At 62.7% G+C, this 13,918-nt stretch carries 14 protein-coding genes; 4 read left to right on the top strand and 10 right to left on the bottom strand.

What is annotated here, in order from left to right; genetic code table 11:
- Window positions 1–69 precede the first annotated feature (69 nt).
- Window positions 70–1,344, bottom strand: coding sequence for an ABC transporter substrate-binding protein (locus AC3YMN_RS11195; protein ID WP_172123118.1), 1,275 nt, complete (start codon window positions 1,342–1,344; stop codon window positions 70–72).
- A 262-nt stretch (window positions 1,345–1,606) separates the two neighbouring features.
- Here AC3YMN_RS11195 and AC3YMN_RS11190 point away from each other — a divergent pair, with 262 nt between their 5' ends.
- Complete coding sequence (locus tag AC3YMN_RS11190; RefSeq protein WP_489890041.1) at window positions 1,607–2,626, top strand: Gfo/Idh/MocA family protein; 1,020 nt, start codon at window positions 1,607–1,609, stop codon at window positions 2,624–2,626.
- Entirely contained in the window at window positions 2,623–3,705 is a 1,083-nt protein-coding gene (locus AC3YMN_RS11185; RefSeq protein ID WP_489890040.1) for a Gfo/Idh/MocA family protein, read from the top strand. The genes AC3YMN_RS11190 and AC3YMN_RS11185 overlap by 4 nt, the downstream gene beginning before the upstream one ends.
- Before the next feature lie 211 nt (window positions 3,706–3,916).
- Here AC3YMN_RS11185 and AC3YMN_RS11180 read toward each other — a convergent pair whose 3' ends face one another.
- On the bottom strand, window positions 3,917–4,309 hold the full coding sequence (locus AC3YMN_RS11180; RefSeq protein ID WP_127752859.1) for a VOC family protein: 393 nt from the start codon (window positions 4,307–4,309) through the stop codon (window positions 3,917–3,919).
- A gap of 15 nt (window positions 4,310–4,324) precedes the next feature.
- Window positions 4,325–5,071, bottom strand: a complete 747-nt coding sequence (locus AC3YMN_RS11175) for a FadR/GntR family transcriptional regulator (RefSeq protein WP_489890039.1) — start codon at window positions 5,069–5,071, stop codon at window positions 4,325–4,327.
- Window positions 5,072–5,317: 246 nt separating this feature from the next.
- On the opposite strand from AC3YMN_RS11175, the gene AC3YMN_RS11170 reads away from it, so the two are divergent.
- Together AC3YMN_RS11170 and AC3YMN_RS11165 are read left to right on the top strand one after the other, a co-directional pair.
- Window positions 5,318–6,076, top strand: a complete 759-nt coding sequence (locus tag AC3YMN_RS11170) for a histidine phosphatase family protein (RefSeq protein ID WP_489890038.1) — start codon at window positions 5,318–5,320, stop codon at window positions 6,074–6,076.
- The gene (locus tag AC3YMN_RS11165) at window positions 6,073–6,966 is read left to right on the top strand and encodes an NAD(P)H-hydrate dehydratase (RefSeq protein ID WP_489890037.1); all 894 of its coding nucleotides are present in this window, start codon (window positions 6,073–6,075) and stop codon (window positions 6,964–6,966) included. Before AC3YMN_RS11170 ends, AC3YMN_RS11165 begins: the two co-directional genes overlap by 4 nt.
- Window positions 6,967–7,010: 44 nt before the next feature.
- Here AC3YMN_RS11165 and AC3YMN_RS11160 read toward each other — a convergent pair whose 3' ends face one another.
- The 7 genes from AC3YMN_RS11160 to AC3YMN_RS11130 all read right to left on the bottom strand — a co-directional run bounded on the left by AC3YMN_RS11160 (window position 7,011) and on the right by AC3YMN_RS11130 (window position 13,918).
- Entirely contained in the window at window positions 7,011–7,490 is a 480-nt protein-coding gene (locus tag AC3YMN_RS11160; RefSeq protein WP_489890036.1) for an SRPBCC family protein, read from the bottom strand.
- Between the two features lie 101 nt (window positions 7,491–7,591).
- A complete protein-coding gene (locus tag AC3YMN_RS11155) occupies window positions 7,592–8,107 on the bottom strand; it encodes an SRPBCC family protein (protein WP_489890035.1) in 516 nt (171 codons plus the stop codon).
- Between the two features lies 1 nt (window position 8,108).
- Window positions 8,109–8,411, bottom strand: coding sequence for an ArsR/SmtB family transcription factor (locus AC3YMN_RS11150; RefSeq protein ID WP_489890034.1), 303 nt, complete (start codon window positions 8,409–8,411; stop codon window positions 8,109–8,111).
- Window positions 8,412–8,473: 62 nt separating this feature from the next.
- The gene (locus AC3YMN_RS11145; RefSeq protein WP_489890033.1) at window positions 8,474–10,366 is read right to left on the bottom strand and encodes a chloride channel protein; all 1,893 of its coding nucleotides are present in this window, start codon (window positions 10,364–10,366) and stop codon (window positions 8,474–8,476) included.
- A gap of 14 nt (window positions 10,367–10,380) precedes the next feature.
- Window positions 10,381–11,274 carry a formylglycine-generating enzyme family protein gene (locus tag AC3YMN_RS11140; protein ID WP_489890032.1) on the bottom strand — a complete coding sequence of 298 codons (894 nt, stop codon included), beginning with the start codon at window positions 11,272–11,274 and terminating at the stop codon, window positions 10,381–10,383.
- 48 nt (window positions 11,275–11,322) lie between these two features.
- Window positions 11,323–12,879, bottom strand: a complete 1,557-nt coding sequence (locus AC3YMN_RS11135; RefSeq protein WP_489890031.1) for a sulfatase family protein — start codon at window positions 12,877–12,879, stop codon at window positions 11,323–11,325.
- Between the two features lie 73 nt (window positions 12,880–12,952).
- On the bottom strand, window positions 12,953–13,918 hold the full coding sequence (locus AC3YMN_RS11130) for an aliphatic sulfonate ABC transporter substrate-binding protein (protein ID WP_489890030.1): 966 nt from the start codon (window positions 13,916–13,918) through the stop codon (window positions 12,953–12,955).

Here is a 13,918-nt window from a genome sequence, read left to right as displayed (position 1 = left end):
GGAAAATACCGATCCCGTAGCGTGCGCAATACGAGATGAAGCACCCATGCCGCCCTCCCGGATTAAGCTTTACTGCGCCTTGGCGGCTTCGATCGCGAGGTTCACGTCCTGCTTGATCCGGTCCATTGCGCCATCCACCTCGAGTTCGCCATTAAGGACCTGGCTGATGCGGGTGGTGAGGGCATTCATCATTGCGCGTTGGTAGCGCCAGCCTTGGAAGCGGTACGCTGCCGGCGCCATCTTGGGAATCTGCGCGATGAAGGTAGAAAGCGCTTCCTGGGTCCGCTCCGAGGCGCCGGGATATTCGATGCCGCTTTCGATCAGGGTGGAGGCAGCCGGGATTTCCACGGCTGCTGCCAGCACTTCGCTCAAATTTTCTGGCCGAGCCAGATAGTTGATGAACTCCCCAACCAGTTCAGGCTGGTCGGTGTGCTGGAATGCCACCAAGGCGCCGCCACCGGGCATGACCGTGCAGGAGGAGGGGCCGCATGGAGCGGCAATGACCTTCCAGTCGAACAGGTCTCCCACTTCCTGGTCCATCTGGCTCAGCGTCCATGAGCCGCCGAAATAAAGCACGGTATTGGCGTTGAGGAAGTCCGAGAACAGCTCGCGGTGGGTGGCGCCACCCACGGCGCCCCACAAATCCATCGGCATGGTGCCGTCCTGGTGCCAGGCTACGAACTGCTCGATGGCTGCGCGCAAGCCATCGTCGACCACCGGATTGCCCGCCTCATCGACGAGTTCGGCCCCATAGCTTATCGCCAGGCTGGAAAAGCGGTGTCCCGATCGGTCCATTTCCATTGCAAAGTCGGTGCCGGTCGCTTCGGCAACCTGGCGTGTCGCTTCGGCCCATTCCTCCCAGGTGGCGCCTTCTTCAGGCACCGGGACCCCGGCCTGTTCAAACAAGGTCAGGTTGACATAGCCCCCGTTGACCGTCAGCGAAGTCGGCATGCCATTGATCGCTGTGCTGTTCGCCTCGCCACCGCGCAACCATTGCAGGGTCCGCTCGAAGTTCTCGTTGAACAGGGCTGGATCAACATAGGGCGTGAGATCCAGGTAATAGCGGCTGAGGCCGCCAAGGTCGGTGACGATGGCTGCGTCGGGGCCTTGCCCCGACGCCAACTGCACCGGCAGGCTTTCGAGCATCGACTGATAAGGGACGACTTCCAGGTTGACGGTCTTTCCCGGGTTCTCCTGCATGAACCTCTCGGCGATGGGCTGCATCGTGTTGCAGCCAAAGCCGAGATCGTCGCAGACCACCGTGATTTCTTGAGCGAGCGCTGGTGCGCTGGCGAGCATCAGGGCGCCCAAGGCACAAGTCAGGCGAAGCCTAGAAAGCTGCATGCGTTCCTCCTCCACATCCGCTTCGAGGCAACGGCTCCTCCGACCCTCGAACGAGTTTGGTCTAGCCAGCAGGCTCTGGCCTTACCAGCAGGTTGGTGCGATCGGATTGGCTTGTCAATAGTTCCTGCGCCTGACCGAACAAACCGCCCAGCCACTTGGCCGCCTTGACAGCAAGCCCTTCCCTGATGTGTCTTGGAGCGGTTTTGGTCTTACCAGATGACCCGGAGGCCAAGAAGCCATTGCGCCGGGAGAAAGTTAGTCAATGCTGAGATTTGCCGCGATAGGCATCGATCATGGTCACATCTTCAACCACATCGATGGCCTGCTCGATGCCGGCGCAGAGTTCGTCGGCTATTGTCCAGAAAGTTCGGTTCCCGCTCTGGTGGACACCGTGCGCAAACAACATCCTGGCGTGCCTGAAGTCAGTCGGGACCAGCTTCTTGCCGATAACAGCATCGATGTCGTCTGCATCGCTGCGGTTCCCCGCGACCGGGCCGGTCTTGCCATCACCGCCATGAAAGCCGGCAAGGACGTGATCGTCGACAAGCCGGGCGTGACCACCTTCGCTCAACTGGACCAGGTCAAGCGCACGGTGATGGAGACGGGCCGGATGTTCTCGGTCTGCTTTTCTGAGCGCCTCTGCGTTCCCTCGGCGGTCAAGGCCGGCAAGCTGGTTGCAGAGGGCGCGATTGGCAGGGTGGTGCAGACAATCGGCATGGGACCCCATCGCCTTTCTGCCGCCAGCCGCCCCTCCTGGTTCTTCGATCTGGATGCCTTTGGCGGCATTATCGTCGACATCGCATCCCACCAGATCGACCAGTTTCTCTTTTATACCGGCTCCAATTCGGGCGAGGTCGTTGCCAGTTCGGTCGGCAATTTCGGCACGCCGCAAAGCCCGGATTTCCAGGATTTCGGAGAGGTCTTGCTGCGCAGTGAGCAGGGTTCCGGCTATATCCGCGTTGATTGGTTCACCCCCGCGGGCCTGCCGACCTGGGGCGACGGTCGCCTCACCATTCTGGGCACCGACGGCTATATCGAACTGCGCAAATACATCGATATCGGCGGTGGGGACGGCAAGGACCACCTCTTCCTGGTCGACGGATCTGGCGTGCGTCACATCGACTGCAGCAGCGAGCCGCTCGACTATTTCACGAGCTTTGTCGCCGACGTGCGCGAGCGCACGCAAACGGCAATGACCCAGCATCACGTATTCGAAGTCTGTCGGCTCTCGCTCGAAGCGCAGCAGCAGGCAACCCATATTGGCGGGAGGAAGTCGGCATGAGCCAAAAGTTGCGAGTGGCAGTTATCGGGGCAGGAATCGCCGAGCGCCATCTCATGGGCTATCAGTGGAACAAGGATCTGTTTGATGTAGCGGTGCTTTGCTCGCTCGATGAAGATCGCGGCCGGCGCCTCTGCGAAACCTTCAACATCCCTGAATACACCCAGGACGTCGACACCCTGTTCGCGCGGGGTGACATCGATGTGGTGGATGTGTGCACACCGCCGCACAACCATTTTGAGCTGTCGCGCCGCGCCATCGAAGCGGGCAAGCACGTCATCTGCGAAAAGCCGCTGTTCGGCTCCATCGCCGAAGTGGATGCCATGGCGGAAATCGTCGCGCGCTCCGGACGCAAGCTGATGCCGATCTTTCAGTATCGCTATGGGACCGGCCTGCAAAAGCTCAAGTTGCTGATGGATGCGGGCCTCACGGGCAGGCCGTTCATGACCACAATCGAAACGCACTGGTGGCGCGGTCCGGCCTATTACGAAGTGCCATGGCGCGGCAAATGGGCGACGGAGTTGGGTGGGGGCCTGCTCGGGCACGCCATTCACGCCCACGACATGCTGAACTATGTGCACGGGCCCTGCGCCGAACTCTTTGCCTATGGCGCGACCCTGGTCAACAAGATCGAGGTCGAGGACACCATGGCGCTGGCCGTAAAAATGCAGAATGGGTCGCTTGCCACGCTTTCGATGACCTTGGGCTCGCGCAAGGAGATCTCCCGGTTGCGCTTCTGCTTCCACGATCTTGTCGCCGAAAGCATACTCGAGCCCTACACGATGGGCCGCGATCCCTGGCAATTCACCGCCGGAACGCCCGAGCACCAGCAACGGGTGGACGACGCCCTGGCCGGCTATGAGGCTAAGGAGGATGGCTACACCCGACAGTTCGAGCTGTTCCATCAAGCGATCATCAGTGGTGGCGAGCCGCCCGTGACCTTGCAGGACGCCAGGAACTCGCTTGAACTGGTCACCGCGGCCTATCAGTCCCAGCGCACGGGCCTGCCGACGCCAATGCCGATCGGTCCAGGCAATCCCCTTTATCGCTCCTGGCTCCCGGAAACGGAGGCCGCCGCCTGACGCAGTTGAAATGCAGGAGCCTAGAGCGTGGGGCATTTTCTCCCACGCTCGGAAAGGACAAGATGGATCGCACCCAGCCGGTGCGGCTGATCCCAGCATCAGGAGGGATCAGCTTCCACGCGAGCGGCGCTGATGATGGCCCTGGTCCTTTCAAGCTGCTGGAAGCGCGCCTCCTCGAGCCGGGCAGGGCGGCTTGTCCCGGCGGTCCGCTTCAGCGTTCGATGAGCTCGATCATGATGCCGTCCGGATCTCGGCAAAATGCCACCCGCCGCGCAATGTCGCGGTTATGCGCATCGCGGGGCGGCTCGACGATATCGACGCCGGCATCCAGCAGAATGTTGTAGATCTCGTCCACGCTGTCGAAATTGAAGGTGAGATGCCGCACGCCCGCCCGCCCGATGGCCACGTCCTCGGCGGTCAGCGCGCCCGTGGCGGGGCAAACCATCTCCAGCATCGGCCCCTTGGCATCCAGAAAAGCCAATTCGTCGCCATTGAACACCCGACGACGCACGCGCAGCTCCAGCCCGAGCAGGTCCACATAAAAGGCCAGGCTTCTGTCGATGTTCTTCACGGTGATGCCCACATGCTCAAAACCCTTCAGCATGGCCGCGTCTCCCTCTTAATCCTCAGGTCCGGTAAGCCGCCGGCGTTCGTCGGCTTGCAGCAATTCCTCCGACACGTTGTTGATGTGTCGCGCCATGGCTTTGTAGGCCGCATCGGCATTGCGCAGCTTCAAGGCTGCAACAATCGCATGGTGGTCGCCGATCCAGGTCGGGCGGACGGCGTCGCCATGCATGTGCTCGTGGATCTTCTTCCACATGCGCGAGGCATCACGTTGTGCCCACAAGGCCTCGGTGATGGAGACGACGATTGCGTTTCCGGTCATATGGGCGATGATCATGTGGAATTCGCGGTCGTTCTTCTCGTTGTGGACCGCCGAATTGCCCTCGTCCTGCATGCGAGCAATACTGTCTTCGAGCCGCATGATGTCATAGCTGTTGGCGCGCTGTGCCGCGATGGCGGCGGCGCCTGACTCGACGGCAAGCCGTGCCTGCAGCAACTCGAACGGCCCCGGACCGATATCGGTATTGATGATGTCGAAGTTCACATCATTGGTTTTTCGCGGCAGGATAACGATCCCCGCGCGGCCCCGGACCTCGACCACGCCGCGCATCTCGAGGGCTATAACGGCCTCTCGGATCGATGGCCGGCTCACCTGAAGCTCTTCCGCCAACTCGCGCTCGGAGGGCAGGCGCCACGATGGATCGCCCGAATGCGCTTCGATCATCTGGGCGATGCGCTGAGCCACTACCTGGTAGAGGCGCTTGTTGCTGAGCTGATAATTCGCACCGTCTACTCGGTCCAACCGCCTGTCCTTATTCAAGCACGCCCCTAAGCGAACAGCTTTATCCATGATCGAGCGGCAAGTCGCGCGATCAGTTGCATCCCCTATGCCACTCCTAGCACAGTTCTCGTTCCTCAGCCGTTCTCTTGATGGCAAGATCGAGCCGGCGGCAGTACTCGCAAGCCCGCTTGCCCCCATCAAACTCGTTTTCCCCGTCGAACTTTGTTTCCTCTGAGCAGTTGTGCAGCAGAGCTTGAGGACAACAACATGCAGCAGAGATGGCCCCGGCGCCTGTGGATCGTGCGACACGGCGAAAGCACTGGCAATGTCGCCCGCCAGGCGGCAATGGATGCCGGCCTGTCCGAGATCAACATCGATCACCGCGATATCGACGTTCCACTCAGCCCGCTGGGGGAAGAGCAGGCCATTGCGCTCGGCCGCTGGTTCGCCCGCAACCGGGACGAGGGCCTGCCCGAAGTGGTGCTGACCTCCCCCTATGCCCGCGCCAATCGTACGGCCGAGCTCATCTGTGAGCATGGCGGCTTCACCGATGCCGAATTCATCGCCGACGAGCGGCTGCGCGAAAAGGAATTCGGTATCCTCGATCGCCTGACGACGGCGGGGATCCAGGAGCGGTTCCCCGATCAGGCGCGCTTCCGCACCCTCTTGGGCAAGTTCTACCACCGGCCGCCAGCGGGCGAGAGCTGGTGTGATGTGGTGCTGCGCCTGCGCAGCCTCATGGACACGATCGGGCTGCATCATGGTGGCCAGGACGTGCTGATCGTCAGCCACCAGGTCGTCGTGCTCTGCTTGCGCTACTTGCTGGAGCGGCTGAGCGAGGAAGAAATCCTCGCCATCGATCGGGAAGGCGATGTCGCCAATTGCTCGATCACTGAATACCACTTTGCCGAAGGGACACGCAAAGGCGGGGAACTCGTGCTCAAGCGCTACAATTTCCTCGCGCCCCTGCAAGAGGATGGCACCACCATCACCGCCGAGCCGCCCGTCGCCAGTGCCAATCCATGAGCGAGCACTCCATTACGCGTGAGTTCCTGCTCGAGAACCCGCTGCCTCTGCCGCAAGGCGAGGTCGACAAGGACGCCCGCGGTCGGGTCATGGCCGTCGGCGGTCACCGCGAAGTTCCGGGCGCCGTGCTGCTTTCCGGCGAGGCTGCCTTGCGTGCCGGCGCCGGCAAGCTCGCGATTGCGACTGTGCGCAGCAGCGCGTTGGCGCTGGGGCTCGCCATTCCCGAAGCGCGGGTGCTGGGCTTGTCGGAGACCACCACCGGCGAGATCGAGGCGGCCAATGCCGCAGCCATAGCTGCCGCCATCCACGACGACGATACAGTTCTGCTCGGCCCTGGCATGCTGGACGATGAAGTGGCCGGCGAACTCGCTGCGAGCCTGCTGTCCTCGCTCCATGGCCGAAGTTTTGTTCTGGATGCCGCGGCTTTGACCGGATTGCGGACCCGACTCGAACACATGAAGGAACACGCCGGACGCGTTGTTATCACGCCCCATGCTGGCGAAATGGCCACCTTCCTCGACGTTCACATTCGGGAAGTTGCCGCCGATCCGGCAGCCGCTGCCCGCCGTGCCGCTGCGGCAACGGGTGCGGTTGTGGTGATGAAGGGCAGCCACACCAGGATCGCGAGCCCACAGGGCGAGATCTGGGAAGCCCGGCAGGGCAATGTCGGTCTTGCTACGTCGGGTTCGGGCGATACGCTCGCAGGCATCATCGCCGGCCTGCTGGCGCGCGGCGCCTCCCCGCTGCTCGCGGCGCAATGGGGCGTTTTCATGCATGGGGAAGCCGGCGAGCGCCTCAAGCAGGTCCATGGCCTGCTTGGCTATCTCGCGCGCGAAATCCCGGCGCAAATCCCTGCGATCATGCGAGACCTGCAGCCCGCAGCCAATTGAGTGCTGGGGAAGGGGCCGACCGGTGTTGACCGGCCCCAACCATCTCACGCCGAAAGCACCGTTTCGCTGGCATTCATCGGCTCGCCCTTATTGGGCCTGCCCGTCCCGGTGGTGATCAAGGCCTTAAGGCTCCCGCCGATATAGGTGCCCCAGCCGTCCGAGCAGACATCGAAGCACTCATATTCCGGCACAAGCCCGATATGGGTGAAGCGCAACTGCGTCCCACCCTCCACAGGCTGGATATCAAAGACGATGTCGGTGCCGGTCCACTCGGACTTGTCCTCGGTGAAACTGAAGTGGTTCTGGACCACATGCCAGGCAACGCGGCGATCCGGGATCAACTCGGTGACGCGGATCTGCGCCCGGTGCACGTCGCGATACGCATACTCGAAGGTGGAGCCCAGGATATCAGTCGCGCCCTTCACATCCTCGGACCACCAGCCCCGAACATTGGTGACGGCGTCAAAGATGGCAGCAGGTGGTTGCGGCACGATAAAGCTGGTCTCGAAGTTTTGGTCAGTCATCGCTGGTCTCCTTGGTTGAAGGCATGGACGTGCTGCGTCGGCCGCGCCGCAGCGCGTCGATGGAAAAGGAGCGGCCGTGTAGTATCCTCGCGCGGGCTGGCTTAGGGCTGCAGCCTCACGCCCTGCAAATCGTAGTGCTGGATGTAGAGCTCCTGCCGCCGTTGCCAGCCGTTCGGATCCACGCCCCCTGTAGCGCCGCTCAGCAGGGATTCCAGGTGATCAAGAAAATCGTGCCAGCCGGGCAGCATCAGGGCGCTGTTGACATAAGGCATGCCGCGATGGGTGAAGATCAGGCTCGTGCCGTTCCCCTCGCGGCTGAGTTCATAGCGCACAACGGAGTCGGGGGCGTGCGTGTTGGACCAACTGAATTCGAGTAGGTGGGGCGGGTCCCAGGCGCGTACAATGCCGGTCATTGGGTGGGGGCCACCAACCATCAGCTCGAAGCGCCCGCCGACATGGGGTTCCACATAGGCCGCGCCCATCCAGTCTGCCAGCCGTTCTGGCTCGGTGATGGCGCTCCACACCGTTTCAACCGGTCGGTCGTAATGCCGCTCGAAGCGCACATCTATATGATCCGTTTGGCGGGTAAAGACGCCCAGTTCATCGTTGAACGCCATTTCAATCACTCCTTTTGAGGTGATCATCGAGCGCATCGAGCTTGTTCGCCCAGAACGCGCGATAGGGCTGCAGCCAGTGATCGAGTTCCGCCAAGGGCTCCGGTTCCAGGCTGTAGAGCCGCCGTGGCCCGTCCACGCGAAAGCGCACCAGCCCCGCCTCATGCAGGGCCCGCAAATGCTTGGACACATTTGGCTGCGGCAGGTCCAGCCGATCCACCAGCATACCGGCGGGCTGCTCGCCCGCCAGCAGCAGGCCCAGAATTTCGCGCCGAACGGGATCGGCTATGGCTGTGAAAATCGACATGCAAACATATTCCACCATAGGCATATGCCTGTCAAGGAATATTGCATGGGATATCGGAGCCGTTATTGGGCCAGGTCTGCCCGGGCTTTTTCGAGTTCATTGCTGTAGCGGCGCAGCAGGTGCGCTTCGGTTAGAATGCCGATCACCTTGGGATCGCCGAGGTCGCTGACGACCACGATGGCTTCGGCATTGTGCTTCTCGAACAGCGCCCCCGCATCCAGCGCCTGCAAGGCAGGATGCAGCATCACATCGGTCTGGCGCAGGATTTGGCTGACGGTGCCCGCTTCGTCGAGCCCGTCTGGGGCATAGGCGTCCGCCACATCGATAAGGCCGACATAGCGGCCATCATCGCGTGTGGCGATCACCCGGTTGGCCGAGCCAAGTGGATAAGCGCGACGAAACTCTTTGAGCGTCATGGTTTGCGGAACCATCTTGACGTCGCGCCGCATCATCTTGCCCACGGTAAGATTGCGCATCCACCCCACGTCATGCGCGCTCCGGATGGTTTCCCCGCGCAGATGGAAGCGCCAGGTGGTGAAGGAATAGCCGAAGGTTTCGCGCACCAGCATGGAGGAGGTGACCGCCGCCACCAGCACCGCAATGGTCAGCGGCAAGCTGCCCGAAATCTCGAGCGCAAGGAACGCCATGGTCAGCGGCCCCCCGACCACGGCCGCGGCAAGCCCGGCCATGCCCACCAACATGGGAATGCTTGGATCGGGAAACAGACCCGGGCTGATCGCCTGCGCCAGCCAGAAATACACCTGGCCCAACAAGGCGCCGAGGAACAGCGAGGCAAAGAACAGCCCGCCGCGGAACCCCGACCCCAGGGACACGGCCGAAGCGAGGACCTTGAGCACGAGCAGGCTCACCGCCACACCGATGGGCAGGGGCGGCGAGGCAAATGCCCGCTCGAGCGCGCCATGGCCGGCCGACAGCACCGAAGGCGAGATCATCGCCAGCCCACCCACGATCAACCCGCCGACCGCCGGTCGGCACCAGCTGGGCACATGCGACTTGCTGAAGCTGCGTTCCACCACGCCCACAAGCCGCATCAGCAGAATGCCCAAGCCGCCCGCCGCGACCCCGCTCACGACGATCAGCAGCACTTGGGGAACCCCAAACGACAGCGCTTGGCTGATCGACACCACCGTATGGCCTTGCCCGAAAACGGAGGTTACCAGCACCGCCGAAATGCAGGCGGCGATTACCGGCGCCAGGGTCGAGATGGAATAAGTGCCGATGATCAGCTCAAAGGCGTAAAAGGCGCCGGTCAGCGGCGCCCCGAAAGCTGCGGCGATGGCCGCGCCGGCGCCGCACCCCACCAGCTTGCGCAAGTCACCGCGCCGCAGGTGAAAGAAGTCGCCCAGCTTGGATGCGGTTGCCCCGCCCATCTGCGTATAGGCCGCTTCCAGCCCGACCGAGGCGCCAAACCCGTTCGAGATCAGCGTTTGTGCGGTGATGATGAGACTATCCGTCATGGAGAGCTTGCCGCCATGAAGCGCATTGGCCTCTACCAAGTCGACATAACGCGACTTGCGCCGGCGCAGCAACAGGCCGAGCAGCCCCAACAGCAAGCCGCCGATTGCCGGTACAAAGGCCAGGTCAAAGGCCAGCGCAGGCAGGGCGCTCAAGCGTTCGCCGGGTGATAGCTGAAAGAGAATGCTCTGCATCCCATAGGCTAGCTCGCGCAGCACCAGCACGACGAGCCCGGCCAGCGCGCCGATCACCACGGCCAGCACCACGAGCCCGGTTTCGCGCCGCCGGATCAGGCTGCCCATCCACGCCGACATCCCCTCTGCGGTTAGCCGATGCTGCAACCAGCGCAGGCCCCTGCCGAGCTGCGAGGCGCTCCAGCCCGGTTGCCCCTGAGCGCCGCCGTTTTCGGGGACAGCTTGATCCGGGGCGCCGTCAGGAGCTTTGTCGATCTCGGCTTGCTGGGCCTCTGGCTCTGACATGGGCTCGCCGCTCCTCACGCCCGCCGGGCATCAAAGGCAAGGCGAAAGCCGACATTGCTGGCGGCACTGTCCCGTGACAGGGCCATGCGCGCGGCGATCCGGTAGCGATAGCAGTAGCTCTTGTGGCACAAAAACGAGCCGCCCTTGAGCAGCCGCTCCCCAAGCAGCCGCGCCGCCTCATTACGCTCGCGCGCCTTGAGCGACACTGAACGAATGCGGAATGGTTCTGCCGTCCACTCCCAGACATTGCCGACCATGTTGTAAAGCCCGAGCTCGGATGGAGCGAAGCTGCGCGCTGGCGCCGTGGCTTCAAACCCATCGCGAGCCGTATTCAGCCGGGGAAAGCTGCCCTGCCAGATATTGCAGAAAATCGCCTCATCGCTCGGCTCCTCGTCCCCCCAGGGGAAGCGCTGCCGCCGCGCGCCACCCCGAGCCGCATGCTCCCATTCGGCCTCGCTCGGCAGCCGGCCGCCCGCCCATTGTGCAAAGGCTTCCGCATCCCGCACCGATACCTGAGTCACCGGATGATCCAGCCGCTCATCCACTGAACTGCCGGGCCCTTCTGGCTCGCGCCAATACGCACCATCCACCCGGTGCCACCAACTCAGGCCCGTGCCAACAGCTTCCCCTAAACCCTTGCCGCCGCCTACGAACACCGATGACCAGCCGAACTGCTCGGCCTCCGTCACATAGCCCGTGGCCGCCACAAACTCGGCAAAGCGCTCCACCGTCACTGTGGTTGTTTCCAGCAGGAAATCGTTGAGCTTGACCGGTCGCTCCGGTCCTTCCCCATCAGCGGCAATCACCGGATCGTTCGTCCCCACAAAGCTGCGCCCACCCTTGATCAACACGGCATCCGCCGACCGCGTCGGCGCCACTGGGGCCGGGGCCGTACCCGGGGTCGCCATAACCGCCGCCGCTAACCTGCCCGAAGAAGGGGCGCAACAGGACATGGCTCAGCTCACGCTCAAGCCGGCAAGCACCTCGGCGCTGTTGTGCTCGGGAATGTCGCCGATCTCGGCCATCTTGGCGTCGAGCTTGCTCAGCATCCGCGCGAACACCTCGGCATATGCCGGATCGCCGGCACGGTTCTGCAGCTCGTGCGGATCGCTCTCGCAGTCGAACAGCTCCCATTCGGGCGGTTCATCGCCGGGGAAAGCGCCGAGCTGGCCCAGATCGTCATTGTACCAATAGATCAGCTTGTAGCGGTGGTCGCGCACCCCGTAATGGGCAAAGGCGTTGTGGTAATAGTCCTTGTGCATCCAGTAGCGGTGATAGGCGACATCCTGCCAGTCGCCCGCCGCACTGTCCTCGAGCAGCGGGCGCATGCTGACGCCCTGCATATAGCTCGGCAGCGGCGCGCCGGCGTAATCAAGGAAGGTCGGGGCGAAATCCACATTGGTGGCGATGTGCTTGGACACCGAGCCCGGCTTGATCGCCGCCGGATAGCGGATCACGAACGGCATCTGCAGCGATTCCTCATACATGAAGCGCTTGTCGAACCAGCCATGCTCGCCCAGGAAGAAGCCCTGGTCGGAGGTGTAGATGACGATCGTGTCCTCGGTCAGCCCATTGGCATCGAGATAGTCGAGCAGCCGCCCCACATTGTCGTCCACCGCCGCAACTGTGCGCAGATAGCGCTTGATATAGCGCTGGTACTTGAAGAGGTGCAGCTCGCGCCGGCTGGTGAAGGTGAAGGTCTCGCCGGAGTCCTTGTCGATCAGCCTGAGACCGCTGACATCCTCGGGGTACGGAATCTTGCGACCGACAAAGCCGTTCTCGGCGCGCTGGGCTTCGCCGATCTCGTCGCCGCCTTCGGGTTGCACCAGCCCCAGATCGTCATAGGTCATGTCCTCGCGGATCCGCATCTTGGCCAGCTTGGCCGCCTCGGCGCGATTGCTGTAGTCATCGTCATAGGTTGGCGGAACCGGCAGATCCTCGGTGTAAAGCCCGCGATGGCGCGGATGGGGCGCAAAGGGCCGGTGTGGCGCCTTGTGGTGGCACATCATGAAGAATGGCCGGTCGCGATCGCGCCGCTCGAGAAAGTCGATGCATTTGTCGGTGACGATGTCGGTGGCGTAACCCGCTTCAACCGTCGGGCCATCGGGCCCGATCATCACCGGGTCGAAATAATCGCCCTGGCCCGGCAGCACCGACCATTCGTCAAAGCCCGTGGGCTGGTGCTCGGGGCCTTCGCCCAGATGCCACTTACCGAACATGGCGGTCTGGTAGCCGGAATGGCGCAGATGCTTCGCCACATTGGGCAGGCGGTTATCGAGATGGGTGGCGAGCGTCGTCACCCCATTCACATGATTATAGGTGCCGGTCAGGATCGAGGCACGGCTGGGCGTGCAGATGGAATTGGTGACATAGCAATGATCGAGCCGCATGCCCTCTTCGGCGATCCGGTCCAGATTGGGCGTCGAGTTGAGCCCCGAGCCGTAGCAGGAGATGGCATTGGCCGCATGGTCATCGGACATGATGAACACGATATTGGGGCGCTTGCTGGTCATTGAATGTTCCGCGGTCTTGAGCGTGCCGGCAGCTGCGGCCACCCCGGGGGCAGCCGCAGCATCGGGCCATAGATCAGTTCGAATACAGGTTCGAGAGGTAGAACTCGCTGGCGGGCAGCGGATCGGTGATCTTGCCGAAGTCGACATAAAGATTGGCCAGCGTATCGAGCCAGCCATTGACCGTGCCATCGGCGCTGAGTGCTTCAAGTTCGGCGCTCGAGGGCAGGCGGGCCTGCGGCGCTTCGGCCGCCAGCGGCTCCACCGGCACGCCCAGGAACGCTGCGGTGATCTGCACCGACTGGTTGAGATTGTCGCGGCGATAATCCAGCGCTTCCTTGATCACCGCATTCATCTTGCTCACGGTGTCTTCGTCGTTGGCTTTCTCGTTGCTTACGATAAACGAGCTTGGGAACGCCACTTCGGGGAAGAAGTCCTCGTTGGAGGAGAGCTCCTTGAGGTCCTTAACCCGCTTCCGGATCACGTCGACAAACGGATACCAGATGCCCGCGCCATCCACCTGGCCCGAGGCAAAGGCGGTCACGATGGTGCTGGGGTCCATGCTGACGACCTGGACGTCCTCGATGCTCATGCCGGCCTTGTCGAGCGCAAGGCGCAGCAGCATGTCGCCCGACGTGCCTTCCGGCACCGCCACGCGCTTGCCGCGCAGGTCCTCGATGCTCTCGATGCCGGGCTGGGCGATCACGCGGTCGGTATAGCCCAGGGCATTGATGGCGATCACCTTGGCCTTGCCCGAAGCGGGCAGCCACAGGGCGCCCGGGCCGATATAGGCAAAATCCAGCGAACCCGCGCCCAGCGCCTGCACCTGGATCGGCCCATTGGTGAACACGCTCAGCTGCGGGTCGAGCCCGTGCTTGGCCCAGAGGTCTTGGTCATTGGCGATGGCGACCATGCTCGAGCCGAAATAGTCGGCGATATAGCCCACGCGCACCTTGGTCAGGTCCTGGGCCAAAGCAGGGCTCAATGCGGCGCTCGCCAACGCCATGCCCGCGATGATCTTGATGAAGCTGCGTTTGTTCAA

The organism is Devosia sp. Z11_6 (assembly GCF_058133665.1).
This window is presented reverse-complemented; position numbering and strand designations above follow the sequence as displayed.

Coding starts and splice junctions, on each gene's coding strand:
- AC3YMN_RS11195 (WP_172123118.1), bottom strand. CDS start 1,344: ATGCAGCTTTCTAGGCTTCGCCTGACTTGTGCCTTGGGCGCCCTGATG.
- AC3YMN_RS11185 (WP_489890040.1), top strand. CDS start 2,623: ATGAGCCAAAAGTTGCGAGTGGCAGTTATCGGGGCAGGAATCGCCGAG.
- AC3YMN_RS11145 (WP_489890033.1), bottom strand. CDS start 10,366: ATGTCAGAGCCAGAGGCCCAGCAAGCCGAGATCGACAAAGCTCCTGAC.
- AC3YMN_RS11140 (WP_489890032.1), bottom strand. CDS start 11,274: ATGGCGACCCCGGGTACGGCCCCGGCCCCAGTGGCGCCGACGCGGTCG.
- AC3YMN_RS11170 (WP_489890038.1), top strand. CDS start 5,318: ATGCAGCAGAGATGGCCCCGGCGCCTGTGGATCGTGCGACACGGCGAA.
- AC3YMN_RS11180 (WP_127752859.1), bottom strand. CDS start 4,309: ATGCTGAAGGGTTTTGAGCATGTGGGCATCACCGTGAAGAACATCGAC.
- AC3YMN_RS11150 (WP_489890034.1), bottom strand. CDS start 8,411: ATGTCGATTTTCACAGCCATAGCCGATCCCGTTCGGCGCGAAATTCTG.
- AC3YMN_RS11190 (WP_489890041.1), top strand. CDS start 1,607: ATGCTGAGATTTGCCGCGATAGGCATCGATCATGGTCACATCTTCAAC.
- AC3YMN_RS11155 (WP_489890035.1), bottom strand. CDS start 8,107: ATGGCGTTCAACGATGAACTGGGCGTCTTTACCCGCCAAACGGATCAT.
- AC3YMN_RS11135 (WP_489890031.1), bottom strand. CDS start 12,879: ATGACCAGCAAGCGCCCCAATATCGTGTTCATCATGTCCGATGACCAT.
- AC3YMN_RS11165 (WP_489890037.1), top strand. CDS start 6,073: ATGAGCGAGCACTCCATTACGCGTGAGTTCCTGCTCGAGAACCCGCTG.
- AC3YMN_RS11160 (WP_489890036.1), bottom strand. CDS start 7,490: ATGACTGACCAAAACTTCGAGACCAGCTTTATCGTGCCGCAACCACCT.